Source organism: Paenibacillus sp. FSL H3-0329, assembly GCF_037963285.1.
Lineage (GTDB): Bacteria > Bacillota > Bacilli > Paenibacillales > Paenibacillaceae > Paenibacillus_AQ > Paenibacillus_AQ odorifer.
The window spans coordinates 6,127,456-6,146,679 of record NZ_CP150150.1 but is presented as its reverse complement, the minus strand read 5'-3'; the positions used below and the strand labels follow the sequence as shown (position 1 = coordinate 6,146,679).

The window sequence follows — 19,224 nt, the reverse complement described above, 5'->3', positions numbered from 1 at the left end:
GAATGTTGTATCATTTACAGGCGTGTTGATTTACCACATTATGGGGTGGCAAAAATACCGAAAACCCCTTTACTCCTGAGCAGGCTAAACTGAACCTGCCACTCCGTCGGAAGATTAAACATCCGCAAATACTGCATAAATTCCCAAAAGGTCAGTTGAGCAAAGGTAGGCACTTTGGGATGAATTTGATCAAAAACGTATTTCAGGAGCACATAGACGGCAAGGGCCACAAATAACTGACAATATACCGCATTTTCTGTCGTTCCAAATAGACAAGGCACGTTCAAATGCTGTTTAATCCACCGGAAAAAGACTTCAATTTGCCAGCGTACCTTGTAAATCTCAGCGATAACGTGGGGGGACTCTTTTCTCAAATCGGTCACAACCCGCACGACTTCACCCTTATTATTTTTAAATTCAACAACCCGGTGCCGATTGGCCGATTGGCATTTCCCCTGACCGATATAACAAGTGATATCGCGTACAATTTTCGTATCTCCTTCTGCCGGTCGATTGAGTTTTCTCGGCTTCACCAAATGGAGATTGTCTTTGAGCCGAATCACAAACGACTGGCCAACGAGTAAATATTGATCCAATCCGCCTATTTTTCCATATGCCCGATCCTGCACCAAAATGTAGTTAGGATCTGCCAAAAGTTCTCCAAACGGAGCGTCATTGCGCTTTGCGATCGATTCCTCCACGTTTAAAGGTGTACACTGGTCATGAGACAGGGCGACATGCAGCTTAATGCCCCCTCTGAATTTTTTATACGGAGCCCAAGGTATTCGAGAGTTTGCCGCCGTGACCGTAGTGGAGTCAATTAATAGAAGATCTTTGGGAAAGTTCAGATGGCGCCGCGTTTGACGATTACATTTCTTGACGAGCATTTTAAACATACGTTTGAAGATATCATAAGGGGCCTCACCGGCTTTGTCGGAAAGTGTGGATTAATTAACCTTAGGCAAGTCGAAGCTTGGGCCCATGTTGGCACTTTGACGGAAGCTTTTCCATCCGTGACAGCTGGCTTGAACAAAGTAATCGAACAACAAACCGACAGTCATTTTGGTTCCTGTCTCTACGTAGTCTTTGGTTTGACCGATCACAGTTTGAATTTCTTCTTTTGTTAACACTTGTTTGAAAACAGCAAAAAATTGGGTATATTTATTCATGAGGTCGCCTCATTTCGGTTTGGTTTGGTGGTACTTACCATTACCCGAAATGGCGGCCCTTCTTGTCCCTTTTTTTGGTAAATCAACACACTTGTATCATTTATATCTTTTTTTCACCGTAAACTTCACGTAGTCTACCATGTTGATTTGTTGGCACACACAAACGATGAATTCGTCGAACCGTTTTTATTTTGACGTCAAACATATGAAATTTCCAGGGTATTTCGAAAATTTCACTGTTCCTCACGGTGGTTCTTTGACGATTACTCAAGCGCATGGATGACCTCCACAGGAGTATTTTGAAAAGCTATTTTCGTACAATGTCAGTAGGAAATAGTTATATGTGTGGGCGCTTTGTCGCAGCTGAAGAACCGCAACTACTGAGGAGAAAATTCAAAGATTTTTTAGACAGATTATGAGTTCAAGAGACATTAAAGAAGTCTGAATTGTAAGATTTAACGAACCGTATTCTAAGAAGAATAAAACATCAAATGGTGTTGTGTTTTTATATGTAAAAGAAGATGCAAAATTTAATTAGTATTAATCGTGTATTAATTATAGAGTAGGAGATAATATATTATAAATAGTCATACCTTTTTGCCTAAAATATAAATTTTCAACTAAATAATATTTATGAAAACACCATGGGGGTACTGAAACTTATCAGCAGCAGATCATATTATACAAAGCAGAATGTTAATATGCTGAGTTAGGATGTAATAACTGGGATTCATAATTGTTTACTTTGAAATGAAATTATAGAGAAAACTTTGTTTTAGATCCTACAGAATTTGCTGTAATCTATAACAACTAGCTTTAAGGAGGGGAATAATTGCTTAACACTCATATGCTAGATCGACCATATATTCGAGATGTATTAGAACATTTGCAATGTTTAGGCTATGAACTCGATAAAACAAAAGAATTATTAATACGATTTTATCGATCTATTAAACGAACTTGCGGCTTTAATCCTAATGCGAGGGATTTTGCGATGATCGTACATGAGCTAAACGAAGCAGTCCACCGAAAATATGATCCAGCAGATCCTAATCAAATATTCATTGGTCATCTAAGAGGAGTAATTCAGAAGGTTAGAAAACCAGCAGAGTAGGCTTGAATATATAAGGTTGTTGTGAGATAATTATTAAGGGAACATAAGTTCTTCAATTTACTTTTAGGACTGTGATATATGGGAAAAGCAATTGATGCAATTAATGCTGGTTTGACATATCAGAATCTGTATTTTTGGTTGTTTGCTTCTGAGTTGCTCCATAATGATACCAATATTAAGGAAGTATCATACGAGGATGATCGTATTAAATCTCTCGACGATGTTGTAGTTGAATATATTGAACCTATAAGAGGGGATTACAGCATCGATGATGAAATTACTTTGGACTTTTATCAGGTGAAATATCATGTTAAGAATTCGCAACAGATAGAACTATTGGACCTCATTGATCCTTCATTTATTAATGCCTCTACACACTCCTTCTTAAATCGTGTACACGATGCTCTGAAACAAGGTTATACTACAGCACGATTTCATTTAATTACACCATGGAATATAAAAAAAGGCGACCTACTAGAAGTTTTATTGGACAATCATGATAATAAACTACACTTGAATGCGATATTTGACGGAAAACAAAAGAGTAAAATGGCCTTAGCTCGAAAATCTATGATGCAACATTTGAAGTTAGATAATGAGGCGGAACTAAGTACCGTTTTAAGTACTATTCGTATTCAACATAGCAAACCAGGCATTTCCTCGTTAATCAAGGAACAACTCAATACTAAATTAATGCTAGCAGGACTCAAACCTCTTGATTTTAAGGTTCTTGTAAATCCTTATAATGATTTGATAGTAAACTGTGCAAGTAAGGGAAGTAAACGCTTTAATAAAGATTCCCTTCTTAAGCTCTGTCGCACAGAGCGATTGTATACAGGCCAACCGCTATTATACAAAGATGATGTCCCTGTAGGAATTCGCAGTTTTCTTCCGTATACGGAAACTCTGGAGGAAGAAACAAACCATCTATTATGTCTTAGTGAAAATTTTGATGGACGATTACTTAAATCAGATAAAAGTTGGAATGGAGATATTTACGCTAGATTAGTAGAGTTCTCAAAACAAATCTTTTCTCCGGGTAATGCATACCTCATTCAATTCAATACACATCTTTCTATAACATTTGCTGCTGGTTTAATTCTTAATCCAAAATCAGGTGTCAAGGCATTTCCTGTTCAGCGTGGAGATGGTTTGATTGCATGGATCCCGGATATACCTCATGAAATAACATCAGTTTATCCAATGTTCAATGAGGAGTATACAGATAACTCTCCTATTGAAGGTGATACAGTTGTTGCTATCAGTATAACTCGGAATGTTAAATCTCATGTTGAGTGGTACAATGAGGAGAATAAATTAACTCTAAAATCGTCGTATCATTTTTATTTACCTTTAGAGGGGATTAAGGCAATTCAAGATGGTACACATGCCTGGTTATTAGCAGAACAGGTCATTCGGACTTTAGATAGACGTAATCCGAAACAGAGAAAAGGTAAGGTTCATTTTTTCATTGCTGCTCCTGGTGGTTTTGTTTTCTTTCTTGCTCAACAAGCTGCAAATATCCCGGAGATCATTTTATACGAACATAATTTTACTGGGGATGGATCATATTCCCCTTCACTTATACTACCTGTTTAAACACTCGGAGGTGTTATTGTGAATATTCCTACTTACTTTGCTAGATTTCTTAAAGAAATTCGTTTAACTGAAAATCAAGTCAATGATTTAATCAAAGGACATACTACGTTAAGAAAAAGATTAAAAGAAGATGAAGATATGTCTAAAATTATTGTAAGTACATTCCTGCAAGGAAGTTATCGGAGATCTACTGCTGTTCGTCCAAAGGGAGATAGCCGTTCAGATGTAGATGTAATTTTGGTGACTAAATTGAGTATGGAGGAATACAGTAATCCAGAAGATGCTATCAATGTATTAAAACCATTTATGGAAAAACATTACGCAGGAAAATATCAAATTCAAGGTCGTTCTATAGGAATTTCCTTAAGTTATGTAGATTTAGATGTTGTCATAACAGCCGCACCCTCAGAGAGCGAAGAAGGTATTTTGGAGTCAGCTAGCGTTACTGATATGCGTGCACTGGAAGATATTGAAACGTGGTCATTGAAGGGGTCATGGGAAGTTCTGAATGAAACAATAGAAACAAGCTCTATTTTTAAGACTTATTCGAATGCTAATGAACCAGAGTGGAAAACAGTTCCTCTTTGGATTCCAGATAGGGACGCTGAGGAATGGAAACAAACAGATCCCCTGGCACAAATTAAATGGACACAAGAAAAAAATAAATCATGTAACCGGCATTACGTCAACGTAGTTAAGGCTCTAAAGTGGTGGAGAAGAATAAACAATGTGCCAAAACATCCAAAAGGATATCCGCTGGAGCATCTCATTGGTTTATGTTGCCCAGATGGAATACAAAGTGTTGGTCAAGGTGTAACCGAGGTTTTGGAGGCTATAGTGAATAACTATTCAACAAAGCCGGTTATGTCAGATCACGGCGTACCAGAGCATGATGTAATGGGCAGAATTACTGAAGAAGAATACGGAGAGTTTTATGAGCTGGTTAAAAAAGCTGCAGAAATTGCTAGAAAAGCATCAGATGCCACCACTGTTAAAGAAAGTGCCGAAGAATGGAATAAACTCTTTGGTTCGAAATTTCCGACATCTGAAGCTACAACAGCTAATAACCAGAGTAGTTCTCTAGTTTTTTCAAAAAGAGAAAGCCCAATTAGCTCTGATATTGTGGGTGGACGGTTTGGATAATCCTTCAATACCGGAAAGTATATTAATCGGGTGTACCCAATTAGAAACTGTTGAAGGATATCAGCAACTCCAAGACCTTTATTGGTATGGGGATTTTAAGAATTGGATTCTCCAGTTTAGTATAAATGTATCAGGGGTAGATGGACAATCTATTCCCCACACTACGAATTGGTATATGTTAATAGATCCTCTTTATCCGAGAGGATCTATTGGTATATATCCGGACAAAGTCAATAGTATTACTCAAACCTATCAGCATATGAATGAGAATAAAGAAGTAAATGAAATTCCTTGGCGATTAGGTAAGATTTGTACTGATTGGGATAATGGTTTACTTGAATTATTATCAGATACTGAAGAACAGATGGATGCAGATCAGCGTATTTCGTGGCATGTAGAGCGATTAAAAAATTGGTTACTCAATGCCTCAAATCATTCGTTAGCAAGACCAGGAGATTTTTTCGAATTACCACACGTACACTTTAGTACTGAGTTGCAAATCGTTTTTGCTGAAGAGCAAAAGAATATTAGTTATTGGAATGGAATGAGAAACAGATCTGGGTGGGTATCCCTTAAAGAAATATCAGAATATCAAAATATCTTATTCGTGTCTGCGTTTTTGGATAATAAGTCGAATGTAATACATGAATATGAGTGGGGGAAACTTGTTCATGCTGGTGTAGAATCTAAACATCATAATGGGGTATGGCTGCTACTTCCATTTCAGCCTATATTGGAACCTTGGTATTATCCTAAAACAATAAAGGAATTAGAAGCTATTTGCAAGAAACATCATTTTGACTTATGGCGAGAAATATACAGGCACATGTATATCTTTAGAGAACAGGAACAACACAATTACCTATTGCTTGGATTTCAAATTCCTCAATTAGTCGGAGAGCAGAATGTAATTGTTCATTGGATAAGTATAGAAATTGGGAAGTTAGCCAAAAAGGTAAACAAGATTACCGGATTCAGAAGAGCAAATGACTTCTATTTTCAACGAGATCGCATAAATCTGTTACATCCAGATAAGAGCTTAAGGTATGTTCGCACAGAGAACTGGAGTAAAGAATCCGTGCTTAGCCGAGGGAGTATAAATGAGAAAACACATCATGATGGTGTATTTTTAATCGGTGCGGGTGCTCTTGGCTCAGCCATCGGGGAACTACTTTCTCGTATAGGTATTTCTAAAATAATTGTTTGTGACAAAGATATTTTAAAAGTTGGTAATTTATCTCGACATACGCTAGGTATTAATCACTTATCCATGAAAAAGGCTGAGGCATTATCATATAGAATCAATTACAATAATGTACACACTTGGTCTGTAGCCATCAATAGTGCTTTTCCCAATTTAAGCGACGATGAAGTGGAGGTACTGGAGAGTCAAGATATCATTATAGATACTACAGGAAGTGATGCAGTTATTGATCATTTATATTCCTTTGACTGGACGATTCCGAAAAGATTCGTTTCAGTATCACTAGGATTTGGAGCAAAAAGAATGTTTATCTTTTTGTCCAATAAGCATCCCTTTCCTCGCCAGTCTTTCTACAACTTCCTCAAGCCGTGGATTGAATTGGAGCGAGAAGAGAATAAAGACATCATCTTGCCTAGGGATGGTATAGGATGTTATCATCCTCTATTTCCTGCTCGCGCAGATGACATTTGGATGATGGCAGGTCTAGCAATAAAAGAAATCGAGGCATGGTGGCTTAAACCATTTGGTCCCAACATCTTTGCTGTTTATGAACAACAACATATAGATGGATTATCCGCAGGTGTTTTACTAAAGCAACGAGAGGTGTTTTAATGCTTGTTCATAGATACAGAGATATTGAAGGCAATCTTGAGATTGAATTTAGTGACGATGTATTAACATTTATGTTAGCTCAATGTACCTTAAGCGGAGAATTAGAAACAGGTGGTATTCTGGCCGGATACTATGATGATGCGTTGAATAGGGCAGTTATTATAAAGAGCAGCCCTGCCCCTATCGATTCAAAACAAACAAGAACTAGATTTTATAGAGGAGTACAAGGTCTCAAAGATTGGCTTAATACCTTATGGAAGTTAGACAAGGCCTATTATGTGGGGTAATGGCATTTTCATCCTTTTGCATCAAGTAAAATGAGCTTAATTGATTCCAAGCAAATGAACTCAATTTCTAATAATAAGTCAATGAACTGTCCAGAACCCATATTACTTATCATTGGAGGAAACCCTCGAAAAAGGTATTCTGTTTCTATCAGTATTTTTATGAAAAATAAGAAACCGATAGAGCTTAATGAGTACTTACCGGAAATAATCTAGAATAGAAGTTTAAGTTAAGTATCTGAGACGTGACTCGAATAAAGGGCACCCGATGGGTGTCCTTTATTCGAGTTCATTCAAGTATTTATTTAGATAGTTTTCTCTTAGAGCGTTTTAATTAATGTGAGGTGGAGATAATAGAGATAGAGCCCCAGTGAGGTGCTTAGCGATGAATTAAAGATGACGTTTATAAGTTGCATCAATTTACTGAGTTTATATGTAATAACTCGGAAACAACAAAATCAAATAGATTAATACAAAAGGAAATTGTTCACGTTTGCTGAAGATTATATCCAACGAATTTTTGTTTTAAATCAACTGCTAAAAATTCATGAGAAGACTCGTGAAGATCTCGTTAATTATTGTGCAGATAATTATTTTTCATGTACGAAGAGAAACTCTATAAAAATATGATAAATATTGAAATTATTTTCTTGAATTTCTGACAATATATATCCTCATTATTACTTGTTTAAGAATAGGATACTGAGGTTAATGGGGTACATATACTGCAGCCAGAGACGCATAACAAATTAGTTATGCGTCTTTATGTTTTAAGAGGAGGTTAGCTTGATGACAAACACCGTATATAGAACTCATGTAAATCGACTTAAGGATGGAAGAGGGCAAGGCAGAGGGGCAGACTACATTCCTTTTATTCAAGCGAACGATAATAAAGTGGCATCAGAGGGATGGTTAACCCGTACTCCAGGGTGGCATTCAAATCGAATACATCATACACTGTCCAAATATGAGTATCAATACCTGCTTGTACAGGATTGGACAGATCAAGTTATAGATATCAGAGAGCAATATCCCCTTCCAATTGAAGAAACACAACGAATAGCGAAGAAGTTAAATATAATTCATGCGAATCTAAAGGGACAAGATGTAGTTCAGACTTCTGATTTTATGTTAACAGTTCCAAATGGTGAGAATGGAGTAAAGGATGTAGCCAGAACGTTTAAGCCAACTAATAAATTGACCAAAAGGACGCTTGAGTTATTTGAAATTGAAAGGCGTTATTATAAAGAAATCGGCCTTCAGTGGAAAGTTGTATTTGATGTAGGAAGACCTATTAATTTCATAAAAAATATTGACTGGTTGCACGATGCAAAGCGGCCAGATGTACGTCCAGGATTGGATAACGAAATGGTAAATATGATTGCTGAACCTTTATTTGAATTATTGATTAAAAATGATCAACGCTTATCAATAAGCAAGAGTTGTTTAAAGTGCGATCAGAATATTGGTCTAGAACCAGGAACGTCAATGTTTATGGTTAAACATATGCTCGCTAATAAGCGTTGGATAACAGATATGAACGTATTAATACGTGAAAGCGCTCCTTTGGTGATAGAGAAACCTATAAAATAGAGGTGGTGAAAAAATGATTTATCAAAATTCTATTATCTGTTTCCTTGATGTTGGTCTTAATAAAAAACGAACTTTTGAACGTGTATTGTGGATCGCTCCTGATCGATCTCAAGTTGTCCTCATTAACATTGATGATAAAAAGAAAATACCATTTCCTTATTTCCGAGATTATAAAGATTTATTATTTGACCTGGAATGCGGTAATGCCCAAATAGAACCTATCGACCCCGACATGCGTTTGATCGCTCCTGATGAAAAATATCTAAATAAATACTCCAAAAGAAGAGATGAAAAATTCGCGATTATTGAGAATATTGTATGTAAAGAACCCAATATTTACATACCTGAAAAAAGAGGAAAGCTAGTTAGTGAGGTAGCAGATCAATTCAAGAAACAAGTGAATTGGGTCTATAGTTTATTGAAGAAGTACTGGTTCTATGGAAAGAAAGTGAATGGTCTTTTAAATGATTATTTTGACGTTGGGGTTTCAACTAGCCCATTAAAAAGAAATATAAATACAGGCCCGAAACCTGAGAATGGTAAAAGTTTCATTATAACCAAGGAGGACAAAGACAAGTTTAAAAAAGCAATTAAGAAATTCCATACGGACCAAGGAATGAATCTTAGAGCGACGCACAAACATATGTGTGAGGAAGAATACTCTGATGGACATTATAGAAAATATAACGAGTTAATTCCAATAGTTGCTGGCCCTTCATTGAGGCAGTTTATGTATTGGTATAATAAGGAGTTTAATAAAAAGAGAAAAACTGCTGCTAAATTTGGCCCGCGAAAAGCTGAAATGATTGCAAGATCTCATCTTAAATCTGCAAATGGTGACCTCCAAGGACCTGGAGCACTATACGAAACGGATTCAACACCTGCTGATGTTATATTAGTCTCGATCGATCATAGAACTGTTATCGGAAGGCCACATGTTTATTTTGTAAAAGATGCCCTAAACAGATTGATTGCAGGGGTACACGTGTGTAAAACCCCTTCTTGGGAAGAAGAAATGGTAGCACTTGAAAATGCCGCAACTGATAAGGTCGCATATTGCGCACAGTTTGGGATAGCAATAAATGAAGAAGATTGGCCAGCTAAACATTTACCTAGATATATTGTTGGTGACCGAGGAGAAATGAAAAGCAAAAATTCTAACAACCTGGCACTTCTCAATGTACGTATAGGTAATCCTCCTTCCTATCGTGCGGATTTAAAACCCTATATAGAACAGCAATTCAGAAGTTTTTGCATGCGGATGAGAGAGGTCATGCCTGGAGGAGTGGATAAGGAACATAGAGTTAGGGGGGATAAAAATCCCGAAGAGAAGGCTGCGTATACATTTGAAGCATTCACAAAACTAGTTATTTTATTCGTCCTGGAATATAACCGAAAGGCATTAAGTGATGAATTTTTAGTTTCAAAGGAAATGTTCGTTGATAATGTGGAGTTGACTCCTCTATCAATGTGGAATTGGGGGATGGAACATAATCTTCTACAGGAGCAACCACGCAGTTTAATTCGACACGCACTTCTTCCTAAAGAAAAGTGCAAGATTACCCGAAGTGGTGTGATTTTAAAAAAACTGGGATACTTCTGCCAACGTGGTGAAGAAGACGGTTGGTTTGAGGACGAGATGATTGAAGGTAAAAGTGAGATAACCGTTAGTTATGATCCTCGAAATTGCAGCAGTGTATTTATCATGCTCAAAAACGGAAAAGAGGAGCAACTCTTTCTAACTGAAAGGTTTAAGGAGTATGAGGGTCTTCATTTTGAAGATGTAAATTCAATTATGAAATTCAAGAAAAAACAGTTAATGAAGGTGAAGGCAGATAGAAATCAAATTGAAGCAGAGCTAGATACAGTGGCCAAAAACCTGACTCAAGTAGAAGTAGCGAAAATAAAAGAAGCCCAAAAAGGCAAGCCCAGATCAGCTAAATTTAAAAATAAACGGAGTGTTAGGAAGCTTGAGAAGAGAATTGAATCCAGTGCAAATGCTTGGACAGCTACTACCGAATCTCAGAAGTCGCAGGTTATATCTGAAAATGCTAAACATGAGAACCGGGCTCCAATGATTTCTTCTATGGAAGAACCCCAGAAGTTGAATAAGATGCAGATATTTCTTTTAGGAAAAAATCAGGAAAGGAGGTCATCCAATAATGGTGGGTGAACAAGAACGTTATATTTATCTAAAGGGCAGACAAATTAAAGCATCATATCATAAACAGATTGTTGAGGCCTATCAGGGAAATCCATTCATAGAAGCAATACCGCCTAGGCTAAATCAAGATCAATTGTATCAGATGCTGGATTCAGCCCCTCGCTTTTCTGGAGATCTAAATCAGCTGGATCTGGAAGAGCGCTTAGAACTTATTCAACAAATCAAGCCGGGATATTGGAAGCCATTAATAACTCATTTCGAGAGATATCGAAATATATACAACATGATAAAAATTGGATATCAATCTCGAAACCCATTAAGCGCCATTTACCAAAGAGAAATGGCAATAGGTTTAGATGAAATTTTATCCCATGGCACAGATGAAGAGGGTAGAAATTTAGCTGGAAATATTCAAACGGCTCAAATGATGGCGGATATTGGACTTAGTGGCATGGGGAAAACGAAATCTTATGAAAGACTGCTAAGGCTTTTTCCACAAGTTATCCACCATGTGGCGTACGATGGAGAGCCCTTCCCGGTAAAACAAGTTGTTTGGCTTCACATTGAGTGTCCTAGTAATAAATCGGTAGGTGCACTTTGCCGAAATTTTTATTGGGCTGTTGATCAGTTATTAGGAAGCAACTATTATGAAGAATTAGCCGAAAAAGATGGTCGTGCTGAAGTTCTGGCCAAAAGAATGGCAAAGGTTGCCGGAAATATCAGTTTAGGTGGCTTATTCATTGATGAAATACAAAGGATTCACAAAGGGCACTCAGGTGGCGAAGAGAAAATGATCGATTTCATAACTGAACTTACAAATTCACTTGGTATACCAATTGTGCTAATTGGTACGTTTAAAGCTCTTTACTTATTTAAAACCTCTCTTGCTAATACTCGGCGCGGAATTCCAGACGGATACGCGGAGAATATTACGGATCGGATGAAGGATGATCTAGAATGGGATATTTTTTTAGAAGGAATTTGGGAACTACAATACACGAATAAGTTTACACCACTTACTCCGGAGCTAAAGGCGATAATGTATTATCATACACTGGGCATACCCGACTTTGCCGTGAAATTATTCATGCATGTTCAATGCCGGGCAATTTTATATGAAGATAATGAAATTATTACTACTGAATTGATTGAAAAAGTAGCAAACAGAACCTTTCGACTTGTTCAGCCGATCTTCGAACTTATAAGGAGAGGTGTAGACATTGATCCTAGTGAATATGAGGATTTAAAGCCGGATTGGATCACCTTTAAAGAATATCTGAAGGATTCGCAGCATCGCATTACTATAGATGGGCACCTCTCAGAGGAACATAAGCTTATTATGCTGCAGCATAATAGAAAAGTATTAATTGAGCAGCTTGTTACATTTGCGATGAAAATGGGTTGTGCTGAAGAAATTGCATTGTGCTATGCCGAAAAGGTCGAACTCCATAACCGGGAAGCTGGCCATGATATGGAATTATTATATTTAGAGATAGCTAAACTTGTTTTTGAAGGTAAATCTGATAGCCCAAATTATAATACTTCAGAAGTTGTTGGAATTACACGGAAAAGGGGAAGGAATAAGTCCACAAAGCTTGATTTAGACGAATGTGATATTCGTTTTATTGTTTCACAAGGGAGAACAGATAAATTAAGTGTTGATGAGGCACTTCGGAAAGCAGGGTTAGTTGGGGAATATGACGAGTTCTTATAGAGAGTAGATAGGAGGTACTTATGGGAAATATAGTGGCTTTTCCTTCAACGTATCCTGACGAAGATTTTCGGAGCATTGTGCATCGATATTACCTTCGATCTCCATTGACTTTCACGATGAGTAATATTGAATTGTTTGGAGAAAAAGGTGCTAGGAAAAAAGCAAATATAATTCCACTTAACCTTTCTCGAATTACTGATGAATTTGGACTAACTATTGAGTTTGCGCAAAGAATAATCGAAAATCACACCTACCTTCCTTTCTTTAGATCATTTCTAACTGTTGATAAACAAATAAAACTATGGGAGGTTATGTATTCGAAAAATTATGAATTAAGTGATCGATTTATGCTTCAGAGATTGACCCAATCTCTACTCCATAATACCTCTCATTATTGTCCTATTTGCATATACGATGATTTCTCTAAATACGGGATTGTTTACTTGCATCGTACACACCAATTTTCCTTTCTTAAAATGTGCCATATACATGGTAGTGGTTTAATTGACGTGTGTCCTATTTGTAATACATCATTAACTGATGAAAAAGGAAGTCAAATGCTTATTGAGCCAAAATGTCCAAATGGACATGAAATACTAATAGACAATAATAATGGGGTACAAGATAGCTTAGAAAATAAACAGTTACTTTCAGATTTTAATACTTTATTTCAGCTAAAGAGTATCAATCTGGAAATTATATATATAAAATTAATTTCTTATCTTGGAGTCAAAGGCTACATTCACTTTCGGGGAGAACATATATATAAGAAAAAATTACTTACTGATGTGATAAAGTTTTATGATAATTCTTACCTATCTACAATCGGACTTGATTCGATTCATCTTTTAGGTTCAAGAAGTATAATGTGTTTTCTTCAGAAGGATAACCTTAAGGAGAGAATAATTTTATATTTGTTAGTTATAAGGTTCCTTGCAGGTAACTTAGAAGATTTTATATATATAGATCAAAATTATTCTTTACCTGTACCTTTTGGTAATGGACCATGGCTTTGTATCAATGCAATCTGTCCGAAATATAATCAAAGAGCTATCCCTAATGTTAAACGCACAGCTCATGCTTGGATCACTGGTCGATTTATCTGTCCTTATTGTGGAATGATCTATACTAGAGGGGGACTTCCGCACCCGGAAGATGAAAAGCAATATACGATAGAAACAATGGGAGCATTATTTATGAATCGTGCAATCCAACTTTTTGAAGAAGGCTTGATAATGGATAAAATTGCAGCGCAACTTTTAACGAATCGAAGGACTTTAAGGAAATATCTAAAACCGTATAGAAATTTAAAACGTGATAGGTCATATCAAGACAAGCTTGAACAAGCAGCGATTTTGAAAATGGGTTATCACGAAACTGCTGCAAGTACATCGCTTAAAATAGAGGAGTATCGGAATACGGTGAAGGATGCCATAGAGGTTTCAGGTCCTGCTGCTTCGCGTTTGCAAATTCGTAAGTACAGTACTCGCCGTTATGACTGGCTTATGAAGAATGATCGGGAATGGATAGATGGGATTTTGCCCCCAAAACAAGGTAACCAGAAGTTTAATTTAGACACGGTAGATGAGGAAATGTTCCAAATTATCAATAAAGCTATTAAGCAGGTAAAAGCATACCCATCAACAAATCAATTTACTAAAGAGTGTTTTTTACGTGCTATACCTAAAACACTGAAAATTCGATATTACCACTTTCGTAAATATTTGCATCGCACAACAGAGCTAATGGAATCCAATGTAGAAACAATAGATGAATGCGCAATTAGAATATTTCCATATATATTAGAGAAGTTTATGGGTTCGAGTTATAGGAGATTAACAAAAAAACGACTACAGCATCTTAGTCATGTTTATAAAAAATGTTCTCCGAAAGCATTAGAGTGGGCAGAAAATGAGGCACTTAAATACTACAAATAATTATTAGAGAGAATGGGGTTATCGATGATTTATTTTCCACCTCCACTACCTGACGAACTATTGTACAGTGTTTTAGCCCGTTATCATGCTAGGTCTGGTAATGAAAGCACAAAAAAAACGATGATGGATATATTTAATAAGCAAACTGTGTGTGCAGTAACAGATCTTCCGAGCCACCTCATGCAGTTATATTCGCTGATCCCTGGTAAAGCAATTTCAGTAGACAAATTGTTAGATAAGCTTACCTTGCTGCCTTATTTTAAACCATTTATCTCTATAGAGCGCTACAACTGGGTTTATGAAGAAATGCTTTATGGAGATGGGCAGTCAATAAATATGAAAATGGGATTCCCAGCAAGTGGTGTCTGCAAACCAGCATATCTGCGATACTGTCCAGCATGTATAGGATCTGATCGCGAAAAATATGGCATAGCGTATTGGCATCGAGTTCATCAATTGACTGGTGTCTCAGTTTGTCCATTACATAATGCCACCCTTAGCGACTCTTCTATTTTGTTCTCTCAGCGAAAGAATAAGCATGAGTTTGTTATGCTCGAGTCTGTCTTAAGAGATGAACAAAATTTGGTTTCCTTCCGTGGTGAAGATAAAGAATTTTTGATTGCTACACGCTCAGCGCAAATATTGAAGATGAATAGCCAGCCTTTAATTCAAGAAGGAATAAGAAATATATATTTGCGGAGATTAGCTCAACGGGGGATGCTCACAGCAAAGGGAAATATCAGATTTAAGGAATTACTTCCTGACTTCATTACTTTTTATGGTATGGCATATCTAGACAAACTTGGTTGCTCTATAGATGAAGATAGTCAATTTACTTGGTTACATAAAATGCTTCGAAAACCGCGTCATCTTACACATCCTCTAAGACATATTCTGCTGCAAATATTTTTAGAGATAGAAATGAAGGACATTATAGAAGGAGGGAGCACTACTATTCTATCTCCATTTGGAGATGGGCCATGGCCTTGTTTAAATAAGGCAGCTACTCATTTTCGAGAAAAGATAATCGCTGACGTTGTTGTATCGAGATGTTCTGATACCGGAAAGCCGGTGGGGACGTTTAGTTGCGGTTGCGGATTTGTTTATTCAAGGCGTGGACCAGATAGCGATAAAAATGATGAATTCCGCATTGGGCGTATTAAACAGTTTGGCTCTGTCTGGGTCAATAAGCTAGAGGAGCTGAATAATGGGACTCTTGGATTATGTGAGAAGGCTAGAAGACTTGGTGTTGATCCTAGAACAATAAAAAACCAAAATGAGAAACTAAAGCTGGGGCGTACAGTAGTCTACGACGAACTGAAGATACTTATTAAACCTGTAGAGCGGAAAGCGAAAGAACACACGAAAAGGAGAACAAACAAAAAATACATAAGGGTGGATTGGACATTACGTGATACAGAATTTGTACAAGAGATTGATCGGGTAGCTAATAAGATCAGAGAATCCAGTGATAGATCTTTATCAAGAAATGAGGTGGGAAGACTCCTTCATCGCTCAACAATGTTACGTACAAAGTTGGAGAAGTTGCCATGTACCTCAGAACGGTTACATAGTTTAACGAAGAAAAGAAATGAATAAGTATGGTGAATAATTAAATCAATACTTTGAGTAAAGGAAATCATTGAGGAGTTAGTAACATTATTTTGCAAATAATGCATATCTATCTGGTTAACAAATTCTACTTGATTTGGGGCAAAAGAGGACCAAAGCTTGCTTTAAATATTTTATTAAAGCTGGTTTATAACGATTTAGTGAAAAGGTAGTTGGGATATATAATGAGTTTCTTGAACTCGTTAACCATTTTGGCTATCGTTTCAAGATATAATTATAAAGAAACGTATTACTTCACAACTATAATGTCATTAATAATTTTAACCCATTGTCACTTCATAACTTTAATGTAGTTTATAAATTTAAAGAAACAAGAAAAAACCTTGATATACAAGGTTTTTTCACTTCACAACATTAATGTATCTGAACACCTCAAACAATAAATATGGGAAATGAACAATAAAAGTGGGAAACAGACAATAAAAGCAGGAAATCAACAATAAAAGCGGGAAACGAGCTCACCCTTAGTGGTGGGCTCTTTTTTTACGGATTTAGCATTGAAGGTGAGAATTCGTTTTATATCATTTGCTCTTTGAAAGTAAATAATTAAACATATTGTCAGAAATTCGTTTTATTTTACTAAACCACTCGAAATTGGAAGGAGTATGATTGAAAATGTAGAATATTTCCTATTTCAATTTAAAGGATGATTAAATTGATCAAAAAAATAGTTACTATTAAGAATACGGGGAAATTTAGAGCTTGTTCTCCTAAAGGAATTCAATTAAACAAATTCACCATTATTTATTCTGAAAACGGACGTGGTAAAACAACACTATCCAATATATTTCGTTCACTACATGAGCAAAATGGAGAATTAATTGTTGGCAGAAAAACAATAGGTGGAGTTGGTGAGCAAGTCGTTGATTTGCTTTCAGAAGATGGAATGCTAAGTTTTAAGGGCAATAAGTGGATCAGCAAGCCAGCCTTTGATATTGAAATATTTGATGCTTCTTTTGTCAGCCAAAATGTGTATTCAAGACATATTATCGAGCATGATCAAAAGAAACAATTATATTTATTTACCATTGGTAAACAAGGTGGGGAAATGGCGGATCGTTTACTTGCTTTTGATGATGAACTGAAAAAGGAGAATGCTGAAAGGAAAGAAATTGAGAGAGAGCTCCTACAGGGTGTTCACGGTGTCTTATCAGCCAATGATTTTATTGAACTTCCCCCTAAAGCTGACATTGATGAAGAGATACCAAAGCAAAGACAGATTCTACATTCTCTAGAGAAACAAAGTGAGATTAAAATGAAACCAAATTGTTCTCAGGTGACACTTCCGACATTCGATAAAAGTAAATTTTTAAGTAACATTTCAGGAGTCAATCTTCAACAACTTTTAAATAATGCTGAAGACCTCACGAAGCAGCACATTAAGCAACACCTTGACCCGAATGGTGAAAAATGGCTTGAATATGGTGTTGCCAAGATTACCGATGAGGAAAGATGCCCGTTTTGTAATCAAGAACTTAATGATGTCACACTTATAAAAGCTTTTAAAACCTATTTTAGTGATGAATATAAAAAGGTGATACACACCGTGAATTTATTGGAGACGGCGTTTGCTAAAACATTTGCTATCGATTCCCTACTTGCACTTCAAAAACAAGTGCATAAAAACATAGAATTAGTAACCTATTGGAAAACGTACACCTCAATTGATGAACCACAGCCGTTGGAGTTGGATTGTATACAGAAAGTCTGGAGTGATTTTACAGCATGCATCAAAACTCTAATAAAAGAGAAAAAACAAGCGCCACTTGAACAAGTGGATGTACCCGTAGAAAAGTTAACTATTATCGACCAATATCTTTTGGTTTTAGAAGATCTTGCTGTATACAATCGAGCAATTGACAAAATTATTAATATAATTGAGGCGCAAAAAGCGCTTGTGGATAATATCAAAATTCAGGATGTTAAAAACAAACTCATTTATTACTCTAATGTGAAATTACGATATAATGATGAAAAAATAGAATTAATTGAAAAGTACAAGCGGATTTTGAGTTCAATAAAGACGTTAGAGGTATCTAAAGGGGAGATTAGGACGTCGCTGAACACATATACAAAAGAAATATTTTCAAAGTATGAACAGCAAATTAATCGTCACTTGTTGCATTGCGGAGCAAGTTTTAAAATTTCTGATTACAAATCGAGTTTTTTAGGTGGTAAGCCCAGCAGCAATTTTATTCTCAATATTAACAATGCGGCAGTGGAACTAGGGAATGAAAAATCACCTATATCTACCCCTTCATTTAAAAACACCCTAAGTGAAGGAGATAAAAGTAGTATGGCTTTTGCATTCTTTTTAGCCAAATTAGAATCTGATCCCGAGATAAGCAAAAAAGTAATTATTTTTGATGACCCCATTTCAAGTTTGGATAACCACCGAAAAAGCTACACAGCCGATCAAGTTATGAAGTTTTCTACGATAGCCAAACAAGTGATTGTATTAACCCATGATACATATTTTGCGCGTGCCCTTTGGGGGAAGTTTTCCGATAAAAAGACGTTATTAACTCAACTTTGTATTAAAAGAGAGGGATTGCATGATAGTATAATTGATACTTGGGATATCGATGCAGAAACAAGATCGGACTATTATCAATTATTTTCTACACTTGCGGACTTTCTAGAAGGAAAACCACAAATGAATTTCCGTTCTGTAGCTATGTGCATTCGTCCTATTCTTGAGGGGAATTTGCGTGTTAGATTCCCACATGATTTCAGTAGTAATGATTGGCTAGGTGGATTTATTCAGAAGGCGCGAACATCATCAGAGCCGCATCTTTCGTTATTACAGAATCATCTTTCTGAACTTGAGGACATTAACGATTATAGCAAGAAATATCACCACGATCAGAATCCATTCGCTGATAGCGAACCTATCAATGAATCCGAGTTATCAGCTTATGTTCAACGAACGTTACAGGCCCTAAGAGGAATGCATAATGCGGTGTCCTAGCTAAAAAGAGCACTGGCTGAAGAATAATCAGAAGCATCAATGAAAAATATATTTATGAAAAAAAGCATGGTGATGAACCATGTTTTTT

12 protein-coding genes and 1 pseudogene are annotated in these 19,224 nt (G+C 36.4%); 11 read left to right on the top strand and 2 right to left on the bottom strand.

All coding sequences use genetic code 11. The features are described from left to right. Positions 1–38: 38 nt before the first annotated feature. Together NSQ66_RS27065 and NSQ66_RS27060 are read right to left on the bottom strand one after the other, a co-directional pair. Positions 39–935, bottom strand: a pseudogene (locus NSQ66_RS27065) (IS4 family transposase); the annotation flags it as partial. A gap of 12 nt (positions 936–947) precedes the next feature. Further along, positions 948–1,169 carry a hypothetical protein gene (locus tag NSQ66_RS27060; protein WP_051491185.1) on the bottom strand — a complete coding sequence of 74 codons (222 nt, stop codon included), beginning with the start codon at positions 1,167–1,169 and terminating at the stop codon, positions 948–950. Positions 1,170–2,001: 832 nt separating this feature from the next. Between NSQ66_RS27060 and NSQ66_RS27055 the strand changes: the two genes are divergently transcribed. From NSQ66_RS27055 to NSQ66_RS27005, 11 genes are all read left to right on the top strand, one after another. After that, on the top strand, positions 2,002–2,283 hold the full coding sequence (locus NSQ66_RS27055) for a hypothetical protein (RefSeq protein ID WP_036681325.1): 282 nt from the start codon (positions 2,002–2,004) through the stop codon (positions 2,281–2,283). Positions 2,284–2,361: 78 nt separating this feature from the next. Continuing rightward, positions 2,362–3,882: an SAVED domain-containing protein gene (locus NSQ66_RS27050; protein WP_036681329.1), complete on the top strand. Its 1,521-nt coding sequence runs from the start codon at positions 2,362–2,364 to the stop codon at positions 3,880–3,882. Positions 3,883–3,900: 18 nt separating this feature from the next. After that, a complete protein-coding gene (locus NSQ66_RS27045) occupies positions 3,901–5,025 on the top strand; it encodes a hypothetical protein (protein ID WP_036681332.1) in 1,125 nt (374 codons plus the stop codon). After that, complete coding sequence (locus NSQ66_RS27040) at positions 5,018–6,841, top strand: ThiF family adenylyltransferase (protein WP_036681335.1); 1,824 nt, start codon at positions 5,018–5,020, stop codon at positions 6,839–6,841. Before NSQ66_RS27045 ends, NSQ66_RS27040 begins: the two co-directional genes overlap by 8 nt. Beyond that, positions 6,841–7,128 (top strand): hypothetical protein, encoded by a 288-nt coding sequence (locus NSQ66_RS27035; RefSeq protein WP_076141917.1) that lies wholly within the window; start codon positions 6,841–6,843, stop codon positions 7,126–7,128. Before NSQ66_RS27040 ends, NSQ66_RS27035 begins: the two co-directional genes overlap by 1 nt. A 786-nt stretch (positions 7,129–7,914) precedes the next feature. Continuing rightward, positions 7,915–8,718 carry a heteromeric transposase endonuclease subunit TnsA gene (locus NSQ66_RS27030; protein ID WP_036681337.1) on the top strand — a complete coding sequence of 268 codons (804 nt, stop codon included), beginning with the start codon at positions 7,915–7,917 and terminating at the stop codon, positions 8,716–8,718. Between the two features lie 13 nt (positions 8,719–8,731). Further along, entirely contained in the window at positions 8,732–10,891 is a 2,160-nt protein-coding gene (locus NSQ66_RS27025; RefSeq protein ID WP_036681340.1) for a Mu transposase C-terminal domain-containing protein, read from the top strand. After that, positions 10,881–12,596, top strand: a complete 1,716-nt coding sequence (locus tag NSQ66_RS27020) for an AAA family ATPase (protein ID WP_036681342.1) — start codon at positions 10,881–10,883, stop codon at positions 12,594–12,596. Before NSQ66_RS27025 ends, NSQ66_RS27020 begins: the two co-directional genes overlap by 11 nt. Before the next feature lie 20 nt (positions 12,597–12,616). Next, positions 12,617–14,533: a TnsD family Tn7-like transposition protein gene (locus NSQ66_RS27015; RefSeq protein WP_036681344.1), complete on the top strand. Its 1,917-nt coding sequence runs from the start codon at positions 12,617–12,619 to the stop codon at positions 14,531–14,533. 12 nt (positions 14,534–14,545) lie between these two features. Next, positions 14,546–16,132 carry a TnsD family Tn7-like transposition protein gene (locus NSQ66_RS27010; RefSeq protein WP_081383675.1) on the top strand — a complete coding sequence of 529 codons (1,587 nt, stop codon included), beginning with the start codon at positions 14,546–14,548 and terminating at the stop codon, positions 16,130–16,132. Positions 16,133–16,820: 688 nt separating this feature from the next. Beyond that, positions 16,821–19,136: an AAA family ATPase gene (locus tag NSQ66_RS27005; RefSeq protein ID WP_076141918.1), complete on the top strand. Its 2,316-nt coding sequence runs from the start codon at positions 16,821–16,823 to the stop codon at positions 19,134–19,136. The last annotated feature ends 88 nt before the right edge of the window (positions 19,137–19,224 follow it).

What these genes read in the sequence shown, in the direction of transcription:
- NSQ66_RS27060 (WP_051491185.1), bottom strand. Translation starts at nt 1,169, where the DNA reads ATGAATAAATATACCCAATTTTTTGCTGTTTTCAAACAAGTGTTAACA.
- NSQ66_RS27050 (WP_036681329.1), top strand. Translation starts at nt 2,362, where the DNA reads ATGGGAAAAGCAATTGATGCAATTAATGCTGGTTTGACATATCAGAAT.
- NSQ66_RS27035 (WP_076141917.1), top strand. Translation starts at nt 6,841, where the DNA reads ATGCTTGTTCATAGATACAGAGATATTGAAGGCAATCTTGAGATTGAA.
- NSQ66_RS27030 (WP_036681337.1), top strand. Translation starts at nt 7,915, where the DNA reads ATGACAAACACCGTATATAGAACTCATGTAAATCGACTTAAGGATGGA.
- NSQ66_RS27025 (WP_036681340.1), top strand. Translation starts at nt 8,732, where the DNA reads ATGATTTATCAAAATTCTATTATCTGTTTCCTTGATGTTGGTCTTAAT.
- NSQ66_RS27020 (WP_036681342.1), top strand. Translation starts at nt 10,881, where the DNA reads ATGGTGGGTGAACAAGAACGTTATATTTATCTAAAGGGCAGACAAATT.
- NSQ66_RS27015 (WP_036681344.1), top strand. Translation starts at nt 12,617, where the DNA reads ATGGGAAATATAGTGGCTTTTCCTTCAACGTATCCTGACGAAGATTTT.
- NSQ66_RS27010 (WP_081383675.1), top strand. Translation starts at nt 14,546, where the DNA reads ATGGGGTTATCGATGATTTATTTTCCACCTCCACTACCTGACGAACTA.